This is a genomic window from Bacillus sp. PS196 (assembly GCF_037963555.1).
In the GTDB taxonomy this organism is placed as follows: domain Bacteria; phylum Bacillota; class Bacilli; order Bacillales; family Bacillaceae; genus Bacillus; species Bacillus subtilis.
In genome coordinates this window covers 2254681-2273957 of the sequence record NZ_CP150159.1, presented here as the reverse complement: position 1 = coordinate 2273957, position 19277 = coordinate 2254681, and the positions used below count along the sequence as shown (strand labels likewise).

The following is a 19277-nucleotide window of genomic DNA, read 5'->3' as shown; positions in this document are numbered from 1 at the left end:
ATGAGACAGATTACTGATATTACACAGCTGAAAGAAGCCATAAAACAATACCATTCAGAGGGCAAGTCAATCGGATTTGTTCCGACGATGGGGTTTCTGCATGAGGGGCATTTAACCTTAGCAGACAAAGCAAGACAAGAAAACGACGCCGTTATTATGAGTATTTTTGTGAATCCTGCACAATTCGGCCCTAATGAAGATTTTGAAGCATATCCGCGCGATATTGAGCGGGATGCAGCTCTTGCAGAAAACGCCGGAGTTGATATTCTTTTTACGCCAGATACTAAGGATATGTATCCCGGTGAAAAGAATGTCACGATTCATGTAGAAAGACGCACAGACGTGTTATGCGGGCGCTCAAGAGAAGGACATTTTGACGGGGTCGCGATCGTACTGACGAAGCTTTTCAATCTAGTCAAGCCGACTCGTGCCTATTTCGGTTTAAAAGATGCGCAGCAGGTAGCTGTTGTTGATGGGTTAATCAGTGACTTCTTCATGGATATTGAATTGGTTCCTGTCGATACGGTCAGAGAGGAAGACGGCTTAGCCAAAAGCTCTCGCAATGTATACTTAACAGCTGAGGAAAGAAAAGAAGCGCCTAAGCTGTATCGGGCCCTTCAAACAAGTGCGGAACTGATCCAAGCCGGTGAAAGAGATCCTGAAGCGGTGATAAAAGCTGCAAAAGAAATCATTGAAACGACTAGCGGAACCATAGACTATGTAGAGCTTTATTCCTATCCGGAACTCGAGCCTGTGAATGAAATTGCTGGAAAGATGATTCTCGCTGTTGCAGTTGCTTTTTCAAAAGCGCGTTTAATAGATAATATCATTATTGATATTCGAGAAATGGAGAGAATATAATATGTATCGAACAATGATGAGCGGCAAACTTCACAGGGCAACTGTTACGGAAGCAAACCTGAACTATGTGGGAAGCATTACAATTGATGAAGATCTCATTGATGCTGTGGGAATGCTTCCTAATGAAAAAGTACAAATTGTGAATAATAATAATGGAGCACGTCTTGAAACGTATATTATTCCTGGTAAACGGGGAAGCGGTGTCATATGCTTAAACGGTGCAGCCGCACGCCTTGTGCAGGAAGGAGATAAGGTCATTATTATTTCTTACAAAATGATGTCTGATCAAGAAGCGGCAAGCCACGAGCCGAAAGTGGCTGTTCTGAATGATCAAAACAAAATTGAACAAATGCTGGGAAACGAACCCGCCCGTACAATTTTGTAGAAGAAAAGCCCCCTTTATCGGGGGTTTTCTTTTAAGATTTTGAGAGTAAAACGGTTTTGCCGCTCCATTTCCGTACAAAACGTGTTACACTTTTGTCGTATGCAAGAATTGAGGTGTCCATTTTAATGAATAAGCAACGGTTCGTTGTTATAGATGTAGAGACAACAGGGAATTCGCCGAAGAAAGGCGATAAAATCATACAAATCGCAGCGGTTGTAATCGAAAATGGACAAATTACTGAGCGGTTTTCAAAATACATTAATCCAAATAAATCAATCCCTGCTTTTATTGAGCAGCTTACTGGAATCTCTAATCAAATGGTAGAAAATGAACAGCCATTTGAAGCAGTTGCTGAAGAAGTATTCCAATTGCTTGACGGCGCTTATTTTGTCGCCCACAATATCCATTTTGACCTTGGATTTGTCAAGTATGAGCTACATAAGGCGGGCTTTCAGCTCCCAGATTGTGAAGTGCTTGATACTGTCGAGCTCTCACGCATTGTTTTTCCGGGATTTGAAGGGTATAAGCTGACGGAATTAAGCGAGGAGCTTCAGCTGCGGCATGATCAGCCGCACCGGGCTGACAGCGATGCTGAAGTGACAGGGCTTATTTTTTTGGAAATCCTTGAAAAGCTGCGGCAGCTTCCTTATCCGACATTAAAGCAGTTAAGAAGGCTTTCGCAGCATTTCATCAGTGATCTGACGCATTTGTTGGATATGTTCATTAATGAAAACAGACATACCGAGATACCGGGCTATACGCGCTTTTCTTCGTTTTCTGTCAGAGAACCTGAAGCTATCGATGTTCGTATAAATGAGGACGAGAACTTCTCATTTGAGATCGAAAGCTGGGAAGCGGGAAATGAAAAAGCGCTGTCAGAGTTAATGCCTGGGTATGAAAAAAGAGACGGCCAAATGATGATGATGAGAGAGGTGGCTGATGCGTTTGCCAATCGTGAGCATGCGCTGATTGAAGCTCCTCCAGGCATCGGAAAAACGATTGGCTATCTGATTCCGGCTGCGCTTTTTGCCAAGAAATCAAAAAAGCCGGTCATAATCAGCACGTATTCGACGCTTTTACAGCAGCAGATTCTCACAAAGGATTTGCCGATTGTCCAAGATCTGTTTCCATTTCCGGTAACAGCGGCGATTTTAAAAGGGCAATCGCATTATGTATGCCTGTATAAATTTGAGCAGGTGCTTCATGAAGAAGATGATAATTATGATGCCGTACTGACAAAGGCACAGCTTCTTGTTTGGCTGACAGAGACAAATACAGGAGATGTAGCGGAACTGAATTTGCCTTCAGGCGGAAAATTGCTGTGGGACAGATTGGCTTATGACGATGACTCCTATAAAAGAAGTCGCAGTGAGCATGTGATCGGTTTTTACGAGCGGGCCAAACAGATTGCTATGCGCTCTGATTTGGTGATCACCAATCATTCCCTTTTGCTGACCGATGAAGGCAGCCAGAAAAAAAGGCTTCCCGAAAGCGGCACATTTATTATTGATGAAGCACACCATTTTGAACGTGCGGCAAGCGAACATTTAGGGAAAAGAGCCACGTACATAGAATTGCATACGAAATTGAGCAGAATCGGCACTCTGAAGGAGCAGGGACTTCTTAAAAAGATGAGACAGCTATTCCAGCGAAACAGCCTGCCGGTTGATTCATTTTTCGAATTGGAAGAGTGGCTTCAGCACGTTCAAGCAGAAAGTGATGCTTTCTTCAGCTCTGTACATTCTTTTGTCAAACGAAGAAAACCTAAAGAAGACTTAAACCGTCTAGTGTTTAAGGTGAACAAAGAAAGCCAGGATAAAAGCTGGTCGATCTTAACGGATGGTGCGGAGAGGCTTTGTTCCATGCTGACACATTTGCAGCAGCTTTTTGAGGCACAGTCATCCCTGATGGAAAAACATTTGAAGGGTATGAAGAGCAAAACCGTCTTTTTAGCCGATGAATACCAAAGAAGCATGAAAGGCTTGCAGCATTACTGTCAGACGTTGCAGAAGCTCTTCTTTGGGTCTGATGACGATGAAGCGGTTTGGATTGAAATAGATGCAAAGGGTGCGAAAAATGCAGTGGCCATTTACGCACAGCCTCTTGAACCTGGTGAACTTCTGGCTGATCAGTTTTTCGCGCGCAAAAATAGTGTGGTGCTGACATCTGCAACCCTTACAGTCGAAGGTTCTTTTCAATTTATGATTGAACGACTGGGACTGAGTGACTTTTTCCCGCGGACAATGAGAATTGAGTCACCCTTTTCTTACGATGAGCGTATGCAGGTGATGATTCCAAAAGAAATGAAATCAATTCAGGATACAGGGCAACCTGAATTTATACAGGATACAGCCCGTTATATCGAACTGATGGCAAAGGAAAAACAGCCTAAAATCCTTGTGCTGTTTACATCCCATGATATGCTGAAAAAGGTTCACCAGGAGCTTAAGCATAACATGAGTGCTTCCGGCATTCAGCTCTTGGCACAAGGGATTACAGGCGGAAGTCCCGGCAAGCTGATGAAGACTTTTAAAACATCCAATCAGGCGATCCTGCTCGGAACAAATCATTTTTGGGAAGGCGTTGATTTCCCTGGTGATGAGCTGACGACAGTAATGATCGTGAGGCTCCCATTCCGGTCCCCTGATCACCCGCTTCATGCTGCAAAATGTGAGCTTGCCCGCAAAAAAGGAAAGAATCCGTTTCAAACAGTGTCATTACCGGAAGCTGTGCTGACCTTTAGGCAAGGAATTGGACGCTTGCTGCGTTCTGCGGGAGACAAGGGAACGATTATTATATTGGACAGACGGATTAAAACCGCTGGTTACGGCCGGCTGTTTCTTGATGCCTTGCCGACAACCTCAGTATCCGAAATGACTGACAGCGAGCTTGAAGCTTATGTTGCAGGGGAAAAAGAATAAAAGCCGCATAAAGCGGCTTTTGCGGTGTGGGAGTAGGATGGTGTTTTATTTAAAAGCGGATTTCCCGCTCTGTGATACTAGTATGGCGTGTCCTGAAATGGAGTATGACTAACAATATTTGTTCAAACTGGAGGATGAAAAAATGGAAAGTAAAATCGAAATTCTTTCAACAATTAATGTAGAGCATTCTGATGATCTGTATAAAATTGTGGACACATTGAATCGTACACTGAAAAGAGAAAATCTGATGTTCGGCCTTGCGCTGGATGAAGAAAACAAAAACCAAGCCGTTTTTACCATTTATCGTACGTAGGTGAGAAGATGAGAAAAAAAGCATTAATATTTACCGTCATTTTTGGTATTATTTTTTTAGCAGTACTTCTTGTCTCGGCAAGCATTTATAAATCAGCCATGGCACAAAAGGAAGAGGGGCACGAAGCAGCAGCTGCTGAAGCTAAAAAAGAAACCGATCTCGCCCATGTTGATCAAGTCGAAACATTTGTCGGAAAAGAGAAATATTATGTTGTAAAGGGAACGGATAAAAAAGGCACTGCATTATATGTCTGGGTTCCTGCTGATAAAAAAGCAAAAATTCTCTCAAAAGAAGCGAAAGAGGGAATCTCTGAAGACAAAGCGGCGAAAATCATAAAGGATGAAGGGCTGGTTTCAAAGCAAAAAGAGGTTCATCTGGCAAGAGAAGGAAACGTCCTGCTTTGGGAAGTGACGTACTTAGACAAAGAAGGGCAATACAGTTTAAGTTATGTGGACTTTACAACTGGAAAGATTCTCAAAAATATCACGCCTTAAGACGAATTAGGGGGAGTTCAAGTTGAAACTGGCAAAAAGAGTATCCGCATTAACACCATCAACCACACTGGCAATCACAGCGAAAGCGAAAGAACTGAAAGCCGCAGGCCATGATGTCATCGGCTTAGGAGCAGGCGAACCTGACTTCAATACACCGCAGCATATTATTGATGCCGCTGTGCGTTCGATGAACGAGGGCCATACGAAATACACGCCTTCCGGTGGTTTGGCTGAACTGAAAAACAGCATTGCAGAGAAATTTAAACGCGACCAGAATATTGAATACAAACCGTCTCAAATTATTGTCTGCACTGGTGCCAAACATGCTCTGTATACCCTTTTCCAAGTGATTTTGGATGAAGAAGATGAAGTTATTATTCCAACGCCTTACTGGGTAAGCTACCCGGAGCAGGTGAAACTCGCTGGCGGAAAGCCTGTTTATGTAGAAGGGCTTGAGGAAAATCACTTCAAAATTTCGCCTGAGCAGCTGAAAAATGCAATTACGGAAAAAACAAAAGCAATCGTTATTAACTCTCCAAGCAACCCGACTGGTGTCATGTATACGGAAGAAGAACTATCTGCGCTCGGTGAAGTGTGCCTTGAACATGATATCTTGATTGTGTCAGATGAAATTTATGAAAAACTTACATACGGCGGAAAGAAACATGTTTCCATTGCACAGCTGTCAGACAGACTGAAAGAGCAAACGGTCATTATAAACGGCGTATCGAAGTCCCACAGCATGACAGGCTGGAGAATCGGTTATGCGGCAGGCTCTGAAGACATTATTAAAGCGATGACGAACCTTGCAAGCCACAGCACGTCAAACCCGACATCAATCGCACAATACGGAGCGATTGCTGCTTATAACGGGCCTTCTGAGCCATTGGAAGAAATGAGAGAAGCATTTGAACATAGGTTAAATACGATCTATGCAAAGCTCATAGAAATCCCGGGGTTCAGCTGCGTGAAGCCGGAAGGTGCTTTTTACTTGTTCCCAAATGCAAAAGAGGCAGCTCAATCTTGCGGTTTCAAAGATGTAGATGAATTTGTTAAAGCGCTTCTCGAGGAGGAAAAAGTTGCGATTGTTCCAGGATCCGGGTTTGGCTCTCCTGAGAATGTCCGTCTTTCTTATGCAACATCGTTAGATCTTCTTGAAAAAGCCATTGAAAGAATCAAGCGTTTTGTAGAAAAACATAGCTAACAGATCAAAAAGCGGCTGACAGAAAAGCCGCTTTTTATCTGCATTGACCCGGTTAGTTAAGAGCGGGTATAATAAAGTGATGATAAAAGAGTTCGCGGGGCAATGAGCTTCCGAATGTCTTTCTTGTTTTGGAGGGAAATATGTTGAAAACAACAATCAACCAAGTGTACAAGCACGTAGGTGAGGAAGTAACGATCGGAGCTTGGGTCGCTAATAAGCGTTCAAGCGGGAAAATTGCGTTTTTACAGCTTCGGGACGGTACCGGTTTTATTCAGGGTGTCGTAGTAAAAGCGGAAGTGGAAGAAAGCATTTTCCAAACAGCTAAATCAGTGACGCAGGAAACGTCGCTCTATATAAAAGGGATTGTCAAAGAGGACGAGCGTTCTCCGCTTGGATATGAACTTGCTGTGACAGATATTGAAGTCATTCACGAAGCGACCGATTATCCAATTACACCAAAAGAACACGGAACGGAATTTTTGATGGATCACAGACATTTATGGCTGCGTTCAAAGCGCCAGCATGCGATCATGAAAATCCGTAATGAAATCATTCGCGCGACTTACGAATTCTTTAATAACGAAGGCTTCGTAAAAGTGGATCCGCCGATTTTGACTGGAAGCGCACCTGAAGGAACAACAGAACTCTTTGCGACAAAGTACTTTGATGAAGATGCATATCTGTCTCAAAGCGGACAGCTCTACATGGAAGCTGCGGCAATGGCTTTAGGAAAAGTATTCTCTTTCGGACCGACATTCAGAGCGGAAAAGTCTAAAACAAAGCGTCACTTAATCGAATTCTGGATGATCGAACCGGAAATGGCGTTTGTAGAATTTGAAGAAAATCTCCAAGTACAGGAAAATTACGTTTCTTTCATCGTGCAATCAGTTCTTAAAAATTGCAAAATTGAACTAAACACATTGGGAAGAGACACGTCAAAACTTGAGCAAATCAAAGCCCCGTTCCCAAGAATTACGTATGATGAAGCGATTGAATTTCTGAAAGAAAAAGGCTTTGACGATATCGAGTGGGGAGATGATTTCGGAGCGCCTCATGAAACAGCGATTGCTGAACATTATGACAAACCGGTATTCATCACTCGCTATCCGACGTCCTTAAAACCGTTCTATATGCAGCCGGCTTCTGACCGTGAGGACGTTGTGCTTTGCGCTGACTTGATTGCGCCGGAAGGCTATGGAGAAATCATCGGCGGGTCTGAACGAATTCACGATATGGAACTTTTGGAATCGCGTCTTAAAGAACATGGACTGGATTCTGACGCATATAAATGGTATGCTGAACTTAGAAAATATGGATCAGTTCCTCATTCCGGCTTCGGCCTTGGATTAGAGCGGACAGTAGCTTGGATCAGCGGAGCGCCTCACGTTCGTGAAACGATTCCGTTCCCAAGACTGTTAAACCGTCTGTATCCGTAATACATTCAAATGAAACAAAAAAGAGTCTCCTGCAAGGGAGACTTTTTACAGTAAAGGGGCAATCACAATCCTTTACAGTAAGAGGTGTGACGATGAAAAAACAGCAATTTATTGATATGCAGGAGCAGGGAACATCAACCATCCCCAATCTTCTGCTCACGCATTATAAACAGCTTGGGCTTAATGAAACAGAACTTATTCTGCTGTTAAAAATTAAAATGCATTTAGAAAAAGGATCATATTTTCCTACACCGAATCAGCTGCAGGAAGGTATGTCAATTTCTGTTGAAGAATGTACAAACAGATTGCGGATGTTTATTCAAAAAGGCTTTCTGTTTATTGAAGAATGCGAGGATCAAAACGGCATCAAATTTGAGAAATATTCTCTTCAGCCTTTATGGGGGAAACTGTACGAGTATATTCAGCTTGCACAGAATCAAACACAGGAAAGAAAAGCAGAAGGGGAACAAAAAAGCCTTTATACCATTTTTGAGGAAGAGTTCGCAAGGCCGTTATCGCCTTTGGAGTGTGAAACGCTGGCGATCTGGCAGGACCAGGATCAGCATGACGCACAACTGATCAAACACGCGTTAAAAGAGGCTGTACTATCAGGAAAACTCAGTTTCCGCTACATTGACCGGATTTTGTTTGAATGGAAGAAAAACGGGCTTAAAACTGTGGAGCAGGCAAAAATACACAGCCAAAAATTCCGGCGTGTACAAGCAAAGCAGAATGAACCGCAAAAAGAGTATAAAAGGCAGGTTCCTTTTTACAATTGGCTTGAACAATAAAGTGAAAAGGTGACAATCGTGTTAAATCTAAAACAAATTGAATTCTGTTTAGACAAGATAGGTGACATGTTTCCTCATGCGGAGTGTGAACTGGTTCATTCCAATCCTTTTGAATTAGTGGTGGCTGTTGCTTTATCTGCGCAATGTACAGATGCACTTGTAAACAGAGTGACCAAAACATTATTCCAAAAATATAAACGGCCGGAAGACTATTTGGCTGTTCCGCTGGAAGAGCTTCAGCAGGATATTAAATCAATCGGTTTATATCGTAATAAAGCGAAAAATATTCAAAAGCTGAGTAAAATGATTATTGAAGATTACGGCGGAGAAGTGCCGAGAGACCGCGATGAGCTTGTCAAACTGCCAGGGGTCGGGAGAAAGACCGCAAACGTAGTGGTATCCGTTGCGTTTGGCGTGCCGGCCATAGCCGTAGATACCCATGTGGAGAGAGTCAGCAAACGATTGGGCATTTGCCGGTGGAAGGACTCGGTTCTGGAAGTTGAAAAGACGCTGATGCGCAAGGTTCCCAAAGAAGATTGGTCCGTTACGCATCACCGGCTTATTTTCTTCGGCAGATATCACTGTAAAGCCCAATCTCCGCGCTGTGCGGAGTGTCCGCTGCTTTCTTTGTGCAGAGAAGGGCAGAAGAGGGATAAAAAAGGACTGGTGAAACGATGACGCAAGCAAAAGAAGTGTTGGCTTCCTATGAGCAATACTTGCGCAGTCTTGGCCAGAAGAGTTCCTCGGATATGAAGAAAACCTTGCAGACCAATCCCGTGTATTTTGATTTCTGCACGGAATTACAAGGCGATTTGCCATGGGAGGACAGCGGGAAATACGTTCCGCTTTTATTTGAAGTGTGGGATGACATCAAAGCATCACTTCTCCCAGTCTTTCAAACACGAAAATCGAGATGTGACCAAAACGAAATGTTAAAGGGCATTGTGTGTTTGCTGGCTTCGTTACATTGGACAGCAGGTGAGCCGGTGAAATCGCTCGATTGGCAAGAACTGAGGGAGAAATCATATCCCGCAAAGCCGATTAATTGGGCTGAACGAGTGGAATTTATTCTTCTTAAGCCGACCCAATACCATTGCTTTATTCAGCTTGATGAGCTGATTACCGAAATGAAAAAGCACTTTTATAAATATCATGCGATGAATCGATAAAACCTCCTGATAAAACGGGAGGTTTTTTATTGTGTACCAAAAAAGCCATCACCCCAAAGGTGACGGCTTTTTTGGTTAATTTGTTTTTTCAATTGATGATGAGTTTGTTTGTGTTTTATTAGATGTGTCTGTTTTATTTTTATTCGTGTCAGTACCTGTTGAGTCATTCGTATCTGAGTTCGAATCACCATCCGACATATCCTGGTTGTTGCTGTTATTACTGTTATTGTTATTACTATTGTTAGATTGGTCTTGGTTACTGTTGTCAGACGGATTGGTGTTCGTGTTGTCTTGTTTTTTGTCTTGATCATTTGTTGAATCATCTGTCTGATCTTGATCCGTCTGACCGTCATCTTTTTGAGAATCATCAGTTTGTGTATCATCCTGAGTCTTCTCATCATCTTGTTTTTCATCATCCGTTTGTTGCTGGTCTTTTTTATCTTCATCGTCTTCAGCTTTTGGCACCTCATAAGATGTGGAAGCTGTACTTTTGCCATCATCACTGACGGCTGTTACTTCGAATTTGTACACAGATCCTGGCTGCACACCCGAAATGACTGCCTCTTTTGCAGAGCTGTTTTGAATTTCCGAGTAGCTGCCGCCGTCAACAGATTGCTTTACAGCAAAGGTCGCATCTCCGTCATAATTCCAGCTTAACGTTAAAGATTGATTGTCTTTATCGTATTTCACGTTTAAACCAGACAGTTTAGCTGTTTCCTCTTTTTCTTCTTTCTCATATGTTTTAGAAACAGTAGAAGGAGCTGTGCCTTTAACAAAGTACTCTGTGAGCTTCTTATCGCTTGGCGTATTTGGCCCTGCCAGTTTTGCAGGGTTTGAGCCTTTTTCTACAGAGGCTTCCACTACGCTGTCAGGCTTCTCAAATGATCCGCTTCCGTCATCGACATCGGCGATGAGCTGGGCGAAGATGCGCTTTGCAATCTGTTGCTCTGTTTTATTTAAAGATTTTTTTCCTATCTTATTTTGAGAATCTACACCTGTCCAAACAGCAGCGGTATATTGAGGTGTATATCCTACAAACCATGAATCTGGTACACCGCCTTGTGCAATATTGTATTTTTGCATATCCGCTTCATCAAAGTTGGTTGTACCTGTTTTACCTGCAACTTCCACTCCCGGAACTTGTGCAAGCTGTCCAGTACCTGTTTTAACAGCTGTTTTCAGCATATCTGTAATCATAAACGCAGTATAATCGCTCATTGCTGACTTTGATTTTGGTGTTAAATCAAGCTTTGTGCCATCGTTAAATTCAATAGACTTTACAAAATGCGGTTCGTTATATGTTCCGTTATTTCCGAATGCACTGTATGCTCCAGCCATAGTTAGAGTAGAGACACCGGGATTACCTTCTCCGAATCCACCGATAGAATATGATTCATACACTTTTTCTTTATTTAATCCGAGCCCCAGTCCATTAGCAAAATCAACTGCTGCATCTTTTCCGACTGCTTGGAACGCTTTTAGAGCCGGGATGTTACGTGATTGGGCGAGGGCTTCACGCATAGACATGACCCCTTTATAGGAACGGTCAAAGTCTCGAATAGGTGTTCCATCTGAATACGTGTAAGCTGAGTCATCAATTTGCTCGTAAGTTGACCATTTTTTATTTTCAATCACTGGACCGTAGTCGAGAATAGGTTTAATGGTAGACCCAGGCTGTCGCTGGGCTTGGGTCGCGTAATTATAGCCACCAACCGTAGAATCTCTTCCGGAGCCAATCGCCCGCACTTCTCCGGTTTTCGTATCGAGAAGGGTAACGCCGCCCTGCATGCCTTCAGTAAATCCGACGGTGTCTCCGTCCATTAATTCATCTAGTTTATCTTGTGCTTTTGTATCTAATGTCGTATAGATCTTTAATCCGTCAGCAGATGGATCGACATCAGATTTTTCATCAATTTCCTTCATAACCTCTTCAACAAATGCGCTGTATTTGTTTGTACTTGCTTTTTCATATTCCTTCTGTGACACGACGCCTTCGTCTTTCACTGCCACTTTTTTCGCTTTGTTATATTGAGAATCAGAAATAAATCCTTGCTTTTTCATCAGACTGAGTACGATGTTCCGTCGTTTTTCCGCTTTATCCGGGTTTTTGACCGGGTTGTACGCTGTTGGGCTCTGCGGCATTCCTGCAAGCGTCGCAGCCTGTTCGACAGTCAATTTGCTTAAATCTGTAACGCCGAAAAATTCTTCCGCCGCTTTTCCGATTCCGTATGCTCTAGGAGAAAAATAAATCCGGTTTAAATACATTTCTAAAATTTCATCTTTAGAGTAATTGCGCTCCAGCTGAATCGAAAGCCATACTTCCTGCACCTTCCGTTTCAACGTTTTCTGATGTGAAAGAAGGGAGTTTTTGACGACCTGCTGGGTGATCGTACTTCCGCCTTCAGCCCCGAAGCCGTCTTTAAAGTTGGCAACTAAAGCACCGCCGATACGGACAGGGTCAATCCCGTGGTGCTCATAAAAACGAGCGTCTTCTGTCGCGATAAAGGCTTCTTTTACAACATCGGGAATTTCATCTATCGAGACGTAGGTCCGTTTTTCGGCGCCGACTTCGGCGATCTCTTTTCCATTTTTATCATAAATCGTTGATGAATAAGGCGTCTTCAATTTGCTTTCATCAAGGGACGGCGCATCAGAAACCATGACGGCAAATGTAACAGCACCGCCGACTACGCCTAAAACAAACAGAATGAGTAAAGTGAAAAGGGTCTTTTTAAACAATCCGCCCTTTTTTCGTTTCTTGCCTTTTTTCGGTGAAGGACTCGACTTGCTGTTCGCTTTTCGTCGAGCTTCACGGCTGTTAAATTGATCTGACATAACATCTCAACCTTTCGTTAATCAACCTTTCGCACCAGATGATGGCGAAAAATAAAGCTGTTCAATAATACTAATATAATCAATTCTGGGTGCGTATCCAAGAGAAATCGGATAAGCTGTTTCTTCCAACTCATCTTTTCGAATTGATTTTCTGCCGTTTTTTTCTTTTCTGTCCCAGAAATAAAACAGCTTATCGGCTTCCAAAAAATAAACCTGGTCGAAAGCGGATATAATAACAAAACAAATACCGTCTTGAGCCTTTACCTGCTTCATGTGCTCGATTTGATGGTCATGAAAATTCTGCAGGGGGAAAGAGGTCTTGTTTTTCGTTTCTTTCGCCTCAAAATCAATATACCGCCCTTTGTAAATCCCATTGTAGTCTGTTGTCGATGATTGTTTAAAGTAAGCTTCTTTAATCACTGCGGCACTTCTTTTTGGATAATGGACATTTACAATTTGAACAGGTGTCGGCTTTTTGTGTATAACGGCAATTTGGTTTGTCAGATAATACTTATTCGTTTCGTTTAAGTCATCTTCGAGGGTCATTCCGCGATTACTGTAAGACGGGGCCCTTTTCTGACTGTTTTGGGATGAAACCGAATGTTTCGGCTGAAATGTTTTTCCGTTAGGATACCGAATCACTTTCTCATCCTCCTTATTAAACTAATCATGACGGAAGTGAATGAACGTGCAAGAACAACAGACCATTAGAAAGCTTCTGAGCCGGATTGAGCGGCAGACAAAAATAAAAAACGCGGATAACATTTCAAGAACAAATGCTTATAAAGCATTTTACGACCGTCATCCGGAAATCAAATGGTCACTCTTGGCTTCTTTCGTTTCTCGTAATGCCGGCTGGTCAATGACTGACTTAAAAGGCAGTCTGTTTCAGCTTGGACTCCGTGAGAGACAGCAAAAATGGTTCTTTTTAGCCTATGAAAGAGCGAACTGGCTTATTTTTTCGGATGCCTATCCGCAGCTTCTTTTATACCACTGGTCAAAAAGAGTTGGGAAGCCGCTGTTTCATCTGCTGCATGTGTTTGGCGTCTCGCAATTTATGTCGGAAGAATGGACCCGTTTTTGGCATGAGCGAAATACGGAGCGGCTAATGTACGCCCTCATTATAAATGAACAAAACACTATCCAAACACCTATTATACAAAATCCTTCGTTTAAAAAGAATGTTTTTGACACGATTCCTTTTTATTTAAGTGACTGGTTTCATTTTAACACCGTTATTTTTCCTTCCTCAAATGGGTTTTTTTACGGCATTTCAGTGAAACGCTTTTCGAAGGCGGAGGAAAGGATAAGGCTGGGAAAGCAGCTGTCTCAATTGCTGTTCAAGCCAGAATTGTTCTCCTCTTTTTATCACTTTTTGCACACAGTGCCGCACACAGGTTCCCGTTTTGATATGGAAAAGATGATCGGGATTACAAAAAGAACATCTCCTATGCTAAGGACATGCTACCCTGAGTTAATCCACTCATTAGACGGAACGAAAACAGATTGGTTTCATGGAAAGATAAAGAAAACGTTCTTTAGGCGCGAGGAATTGCCGAAGCAGATTGAATTGACAGACTGGTATTTACATAAAAAGCGCCAGCTTCATGCGCTTTTTGCGGTGGAGCAGTGGCTCAAAAAATAAAGAAGCAAGGAAATTCCTTGCTTCTTACGTAGAAGGGCGGTTCGGACCGCCTAATTTTTTATCTAAAGAATCGATTGCCTTTGATTCAGTCTTTTTTTGCTGGCCGGCTTTTTTCGGTCTTGTTTTCATACGGCACCTCCTCACAAGTATCGTTTGCATTAAGGAGGAGGATCATACAATTTTTGCGGGTGTTTTTGTCGAAAACTTCAGCTTTTCGTGGAATACCTGTTTGTTTGGCGATTTGCTTCTAGTTTTGTCATGAGGAAGGAAAGAGCCTTGAGAGCAAAGAATTTTAACCGGGAGAGACAAGGAAAGGGAGGTACACGAATGTCCGGTTATGTATGCAAGACAGATATTCTCCGTATGCTTTCTGATATAGAAGATGAATTAACGCGAGCTGAGCAAAGCCTGAATCATTCTGTAAATGCATTAGAGGCTGAGATGCGGGAAACGGAAAACGATCGCCTAAGTATGCTGGAAGAAGAAATCATAGATCTTCATATTTGTATAAATGAGCTGTATCAATCGCCTGAACACAGGTATGCGTTTGAGAAGGTATACCGTATCGGCTGAATTTGCGAGTGAAATTTGGTACGATAGGCATTGAGGTGAAAGATATTGCTATCACAAACTTTGCTGGAAATGACCGAGCAAATGATTGAAGTTGCTGAAAAAGGCGCTGATCGGTATCAGGAAGGAAAAAACAGTAATCATTCTTATGATTTTTTTGAGACGATAAAGCCTGCAGTTGAAGAGAATGATGAACTGGCTGCTCGCTGGGCAGAGGGTGCTCTTGAATTGATAAAAGTCCGCCGGCCAAAATATGTGCATAAAGAGCAAATTGAGGCCGTAAAGGATAATTTCCTGGAATTGGTCCTTCAATCTTATGTTCATCATATTCATAAAAAACGATTCAAGGACATCACTGAGTCAGTCCTTTATACATTGCACGCAGTAAAGGATGAAATTGCAAGAGAAGACAGCCGGTAAAAGGCTGTCTTCTTTTCGTTTTTATAGGGGGCCGGACGTTAATTCATCTCATATGCCGGGCTTTCTGCTCCATTTGCTTCGAGAACCTTCATACTGTTACGAAACTCAGTTATGCTGAGATGTCCTTGAATATAGAGGAACTTGGCAAAGTCCATCAGTTTATTCATACAGTCTGTTTCATATTTCTTCATTTCTGCAAAACGTTTGCTTAAGTATGATACGTTCATTATGGTGCATCCCCTCTCATCTGTATTGAAAATATGGTACCATAATGATTCGACTTTTTTCTGTTTTTAAAAAATTTAAACTTTCGACACAATTTGACAAATGCTAATCATCACTTGTGACACAAACAATAGAAGTCATTCATACATATATAGAAGAGAAATATGTTGTGTTTAAGGGGGAATCGCAATGAACGGGAGCTCTCGAAGCTATCCTCGGCAAATGGGCTATTATTATCCTCAGCAAATGCAAGGATATTATCAGCAGGCTGCACCCGGTTATTTAGAGCAACAACTGCCTCAGCAGCATTATGGACAGCAGGATTATTATCAGCCTTATGCTCCGATTCAGCCTATGCCTATGCAGCCGCCTGTATTTTCTAACCCTTATCCTATCCCAAGGCCTAATCAACAGCAGCCTTCGCAATTTCAAAGCATTATGTCGCAGTTTAAAAAAGCCAATGGGCAATTTGATTTTAATAAAATGATGGATACGACAGGTCAAGTAATGAGTGCAATGAATCAGGTCGGATCTTTAATAAAGGGATTTACCAGCTTTTTTAAATGATAGAAGCATGAATGAATCGTTCATTCATGCTTATTTTTTGGAAAGAAAAGTGTCATTGTCTGCTCGTTCCAAGACGTTTCCATATCTTCTTGGCGAACTTCATAAGGCAGCTGAACCGTTCTTGTCATGCTTGTAAAGGTAGCCTCATTTTGGTGTTTCTGTTTTTCTTGGAGTGTTACATGGAGATACCTCGATTTAACATCAACGACGATCTCGCCATCTCGAAACGTCGCCGGAATGGTAATATCGATATACAGCCCAGTATCTCTTTCTCTGACATGTATGGTCGTCTGCACATCCTTTAAACTCGAGTTGATCAGGTTCTGAAATCTGTTTATAAGGTTGCCGAACGCTGAGGATTGAAAAAGAGTGTCGATTGCCTCCGTTATGATTTCTTCTTTCTTTTGCAGTTCGTTCTTTTTGTCATCATAGAATTCCAATTTCGCCACCGCCTTTTTTATCCAGATTATGCGTCTATGCCAGATGTTGTTATAAATTGAAGCAAAATTGAAAGTGTGGTTAAATAGTGGTGAATGAAGGGATAACGGTTGAAGTGAATGAGAAGGGAGAAAATACATTGCTGAAAAAATTATTCGGAATGGGCAAAACTCAGGAAAAGGTGACAGAAGAGGTTATTTATTCTCCGGCAGACGGTACAGTAATGGACCTGTCAGATGTACCGGACCCTGTTTTTTCACAGAAAATGATGGGAGAAGGAATAGCGGTGGAACCTTCTAGCGGTGAAATCGTTTCTCCCGCTGAAGGTGAAGTCATTCAGATTTTCCACACCAAACACGCCGTTGGCATTCGGACTCGCTCGGGAATTGAGCTGTTAATTCATGTCGGGCTGGAGACAGTCAATATGAACGGAGAAGGATTTACTGCCCACATTAAAGAAGGGGATAAAGTGAAGGTCGGTGACCCGCTGATTACATGTGATTTGGAATTAATAAAAGAAAAAGCGAGCAGCACAGTCATCCCAATCGTTATAATGAATGGTGAGGCTGTAGGATCAATGGTATCGGCAGGCGAAAAGGCTGCTCGTAAAGGCGAATCAAAGCTCCTTACAATAAAAGCGAAATAAGCAGGGCGTATGCCTTGCTTTTTTTATTCAACTGTATAAAATTTGCACCTAGCCATGCAAACAAATATTCGGTAAACTGTACTTGACAAAGAGGTGTAAAGAATGAAAAAGAAATCACTGACTGAACTCATTTCTGATTTAAAAGGAAATGAAAACGTTGTGAATTGGCATGAAATTGAGCCTCGGGAAGCAAAAACAAGGCCTATGCCCGAAAGTATAGACGAGAGAATCAAAGCGGCCCTTTCGAAAAGGGGCATTGATGAACTATATACTCACCAATATTCCGCTTTTCAATATGTGCAAAAAGGAGAAAGCATCGTTACCGTAACGCCAACAGCATCAGGAAAAACGTTATGCTACAACCTCCCAGTCCTGCAGTCCATCGCCCAAGATGAAACAAACCGGGCGTTATATTTATTTCCGACTAAAGCGCTGGCACAAGACCAAAAGAGCGAGCTAAATGAAATTATTGATGAAATGGGCATTGATATTAAAAGCTTTACATATGACGGGGATACGTCTCCGGCAATCAGACAAAAGGTGAGAAAAGCAGGTCATATTGTCATTACAAACCCCGATATGCTGCATTCTGCCATTCTACCGCATCATACGAAATGGGTCAGTTTGTTTGAAAACCTTAAGTATATCGTCATCGATGAGCTTCATACGTATCGAGGTGTGTTCGGCAGCCATGTGGCAAATGTGATCCGGCGGCTAAAGCGGATCTGCCGGTTTTATGGAAGTGATCCGGTTTTTATTTGTACTTCCGCAACAATTGCCAACCCAAAGGAATTGGGAGAGCAGCTGACAGGCAAACCGATGCGGCTGGTCGATGACAATGGCGCACCGAGCGGACGCAAGCATTTTGTGTTTTACAATCCGCCAATTGTGAACAAACCGCTGAATATTAGAAGGAGCGCAACCGCAGAAGTGAATGAACTGGCGAAAGAGTTCCTTAAAAACAAAGTGCAGACCATTGTTTTTGCCAGAAGCAGAGTTCGGGTGGAAATTATTTTAAGCCATATTCAGGAGCTTGTGAAAAAAGAGATTGGAACAAAATCAATCAGAGGCTATCGGGGAGGCTATCTGCCGAAAGAGCGAAGAGAAATCGAAAAAGGCCTGAGAGAAGGCGACATTTTAGGAGTGGTCAGTACGAATGCCTTAGAGCTTGGTGTTGATATCGGCCAGCTGCAAGTGTGTGTAATGACGGGGTATCCCGGAAGTGTTGCAAGTGCTTGGCAGCAGGCGGGACGAGCCGGCAGAAGACACGGTGAATCTTTGATTATCATGGTAGCCAATTCAACACCGATTGACCAATATATTGTGCGGCATCCTGAATATTTCTTTAATCGTTCGCCTGAATCTGCAAGAATCAATCCGGAGAATTTGATTATTTTAGTAGACCACTTAAAGTGTGCGGCTTATGAGCTTCCTTTTAGAGCTGATGAAGAATTTGGACCCATGGAAGTCAGTGATATTCTTGAGTATCTTGAGGAAGAGGCTGTTCTTCACCGCAACGGCGAACGGTACCATTGGGCAAGTGAGTCGTTTCCTGCTTCAAACATCAGTTTGCGTTCCGCCTCCCAGGAAAATGTCGTTATAGTTGATCAGTCGGATATTGCAAATGTAAGGATTATCGGTGAAATGGACCGTTTTAGTGCGATGACGCTTTTGCATGATGAAGCGATTTATTTGCATGAAGGCGTTCAGTATCAAGTTGAGAAGCTCGATTGGGACCATAAAAAGGCGTATGTCAGAAAAGTCGATGTCGAATATTATACGGATGCAAACCTGGCAGTTCAGCTGAAGGTATTAGAAATCGATAAAACGAAAGAAAAAAGCCGTACGTCATTGCACTACGGAGACGTCACTGTCAATGCCCTGCCGACCATTTTTAAAAAAATAAAAATGACCACTTTTGAAAATATTGGGTCTGGACCTATTCATTTGCCGGAAGAAGAACTGCATACAAGTGCAGCTTGGCTCGAAATCAAAACAGCGGATGAAGACATCGGGGAAAAGACACTGGAACAGCTGCTTCTTGGCATCTCGAATGTGCTGCAGCATATTGTCCCTGTGTATATCATGTGTGATCGAAATGATGTTCATGTTGTTTCTCAAATTAAAGCAGCCCATACCGGATTGCCAACCATATTTTTATATGATCACTATCCGGGCGGTATCGGTTTGGCGGAGGAAGTCTTTAAACGTTTTTCAGACATTAATGAAGCGGCGAAACAACTGATTACACATTGTCCTTGTCATGACGGCTGTCCGTCTTGTATAGGTACGGAAATAGAAGGGATAAAAGCAAAGGAAAGAATTTTGCAGCTGTTGGATCAAATGTCGTAAGGAGG

21 protein-coding genes are annotated in these 19277 nt (G+C 42.5%); 16 read left to right on the top strand and 5 right to left on the bottom strand.

Features of this window, described 5'->3' with window-relative positions; all coding sequences use genetic code 11:
• From panC to NST79_RS11620, 10 genes are all read left to right on the top strand, one after another.
• Nucleotides 1-861, top strand: a complete 861-nt coding sequence (gene panC, locus NST79_RS11665; RefSeq protein WP_015251826.1) for a pantoate--beta-alanine ligase — start codon at nucleotides 1-3, stop codon at nucleotides 859-861.
• A gap of 1 nt (nucleotide 862) precedes the next feature.
• On the top strand, nucleotides 863-1246 hold the full coding sequence (gene panD, locus NST79_RS11660) for an aspartate 1-decarboxylase (protein ID WP_003225586.1): 384 nt from the start codon (nucleotides 863-865) through the stop codon (nucleotides 1244-1246).
• A 125-nt stretch (nucleotides 1247-1371) separates the two neighbouring features.
• Nucleotides 1372-4167, top strand: a complete 2796-nt coding sequence (gene dinG, locus NST79_RS11655) for an ATP-dependent DNA helicase DinG (protein WP_212060689.1) — start codon at nucleotides 1372-1374, stop codon at nucleotides 4165-4167.
• A 142-nt stretch (nucleotides 4168-4309) separates the two neighbouring features.
• Nucleotides 4310-4480: a YpmA family protein gene (locus tag NST79_RS11650; protein ID WP_015251828.1), complete on the top strand. Its 171-nt coding sequence runs from the start codon at nucleotides 4310-4312 to the stop codon at nucleotides 4478-4480.
• An 8-nt stretch (nucleotides 4481-4488) separates the two neighbouring features.
• Complete coding sequence (tseB, locus tag NST79_RS11645; protein ID WP_003230665.1) at nucleotides 4489-4974, top strand: cell wall elongation/penicillin-binding protein regulator TseB; 486 nt, start codon at nucleotides 4489-4491, stop codon at nucleotides 4972-4974.
• Between the two features lie 22 nt (nucleotides 4975-4996).
• The gene (gene aspB / locus NST79_RS11640) at nucleotides 4997-6178 is read left to right on the top strand and encodes an aspartate transaminase AspB (RefSeq protein WP_003230667.1); all 1182 of its coding nucleotides are present in this window, start codon (nucleotides 4997-4999) and stop codon (nucleotides 6176-6178) included.
• A gap of 143 nt (nucleotides 6179-6321) precedes the next feature.
• The gene (gene asnS / locus NST79_RS11635; protein WP_004398777.1) at nucleotides 6322-7614 is read left to right on the top strand and encodes an asparagine--tRNA ligase; all 1293 of its coding nucleotides are present in this window, start codon (nucleotides 6322-6324) and stop codon (nucleotides 7612-7614) included.
• Nucleotides 7615-7706: 92 nt separating this feature from the next.
• Nucleotides 7707-8405 (top strand): DNA replication protein DnaD, encoded by a 699-nt coding sequence (gene dnaD / locus NST79_RS11630; RefSeq protein WP_004398499.1) that lies wholly within the window; start codon nucleotides 7707-7709, stop codon nucleotides 8403-8405.
• 18 nt (nucleotides 8406-8423) lie between these two features.
• Nucleotides 8424-9083: an endonuclease III gene (gene nth, locus NST79_RS11625; protein WP_009967580.1), complete on the top strand. Its 660-nt coding sequence runs from the start codon at nucleotides 8424-8426 to the stop codon at nucleotides 9081-9083.
• Nucleotides 9080-9574 (top strand): YpoC family protein, encoded by a 495-nt coding sequence (locus tag NST79_RS11620; protein WP_009967579.1) that lies wholly within the window; start codon nucleotides 9080-9082, stop codon nucleotides 9572-9574. Before nth ends, NST79_RS11620 begins: the two co-directional genes overlap by 4 nt.
• Nucleotides 9575-9649: 75 nt before the next feature.
• Here the strand turns inward: NST79_RS11620 and NST79_RS11615 are convergent, their stop codons facing one another.
• Both NST79_RS11615 and recU read right to left on the bottom strand, forming a co-directional pair.
• Nucleotides 9650-12409 (bottom strand): PBP1A family penicillin-binding protein, encoded by a 2760-nt coding sequence (locus NST79_RS11615; RefSeq protein ID WP_212060687.1) that lies wholly within the window; start codon nucleotides 12407-12409, stop codon nucleotides 9650-9652.
• Nucleotides 12410-12430: 21 nt separating this feature from the next.
• Nucleotides 12431-13051, bottom strand: a complete 621-nt coding sequence (gene recU, locus NST79_RS11610) for a Holliday junction resolvase RecU (protein WP_004399067.1) — start codon at nucleotides 13049-13051, stop codon at nucleotides 12431-12433.
• A 40-nt stretch (nucleotides 13052-13091) separates the two neighbouring features.
• Between recU and NST79_RS11605 the strand changes: the two genes are divergently transcribed.
• Complete coding sequence (locus tag NST79_RS11605; protein WP_015251830.1) at nucleotides 13092-14054, top strand: DUF2515 domain-containing protein; 963 nt, start codon at nucleotides 13092-13094, stop codon at nucleotides 14052-14054.
• A gap of 24 nt (nucleotides 14055-14078) precedes the next feature.
• On the opposite strand, the gene sspM is transcribed toward NST79_RS11605, so the two are convergent.
• Entirely contained in the window at nucleotides 14079-14183 is a 105-nt protein-coding gene (sspM, locus tag NST79_RS11600) for an acid-soluble spore protein SspM (RefSeq protein WP_003225606.1), read from the bottom strand.
• A gap of 198 nt (nucleotides 14184-14381) precedes the next feature.
• Here sspM and NST79_RS11595 point away from each other — a divergent pair, with 198 nt between their 5' ends.
• Both NST79_RS11595 and NST79_RS11590 read left to right on the top strand, forming a co-directional pair.
• Nucleotides 14382-14627, top strand: coding sequence for a YppD family protein (locus tag NST79_RS11595; protein WP_015251831.1), 246 nt, complete (start codon nucleotides 14382-14384; stop codon nucleotides 14625-14627).
• 45 nt (nucleotides 14628-14672) lie between these two features.
• Nucleotides 14673-15044 carry a YppE family protein gene (locus NST79_RS11590; protein ID WP_003246080.1) on the top strand — a complete coding sequence of 124 codons (372 nt, stop codon included), beginning with the start codon at nucleotides 14673-14675 and terminating at the stop codon, nucleotides 15042-15044.
• A gap of 38 nt (nucleotides 15045-15082) precedes the next feature.
• Here the strand turns inward: NST79_RS11590 and NST79_RS11585 are convergent, their stop codons facing one another.
• Nucleotides 15083-15271 (bottom strand): YppF family protein, encoded by a 189-nt coding sequence (locus NST79_RS11585; protein WP_003230690.1) that lies wholly within the window; start codon nucleotides 15269-15271, stop codon nucleotides 15083-15085.
• Nucleotides 15272-15458: 187 nt separating this feature from the next.
• Between NST79_RS11585 and NST79_RS11580 the strand changes: the two genes are divergently transcribed.
• The gene (locus NST79_RS11580) at nucleotides 15459-15836 is read left to right on the top strand and encodes a YppG family protein (RefSeq protein WP_015251832.1); all 378 of its coding nucleotides are present in this window, start codon (nucleotides 15459-15461) and stop codon (nucleotides 15834-15836) included.
• 20 nt (nucleotides 15837-15856) lie between these two features.
• Here NST79_RS11580 and NST79_RS11575 read toward each other — a convergent pair whose 3' ends face one another.
• A complete protein-coding gene (locus NST79_RS11575) occupies nucleotides 15857-16276 on the bottom strand; it encodes an Hsp20/alpha crystallin family protein (protein WP_015251833.1) in 420 nt (139 codons plus the stop codon).
• Between the two features lie 137 nt (nucleotides 16277-16413).
• On the opposite strand from NST79_RS11575, the gene NST79_RS11570 reads away from it, so the two are divergent.
• Both NST79_RS11570 and mrfA read left to right on the top strand, forming a co-directional pair.
• A complete protein-coding gene (locus tag NST79_RS11570) occupies nucleotides 16414-16920 on the top strand; it encodes a PTS glucose transporter subunit IIA (protein ID WP_044052678.1) in 507 nt (168 codons plus the stop codon).
• Nucleotides 16921-17022: 102 nt separating this feature from the next.
• Complete coding sequence (gene mrfA / locus NST79_RS11565; protein ID WP_003230697.1) at nucleotides 17023-19272, top strand: ATP-dependent helicase MrfA; 2250 nt, start codon at nucleotides 17023-17025, stop codon at nucleotides 19270-19272.
• The last annotated feature ends 5 nt before the right edge of the window (nucleotides 19273-19277 follow it).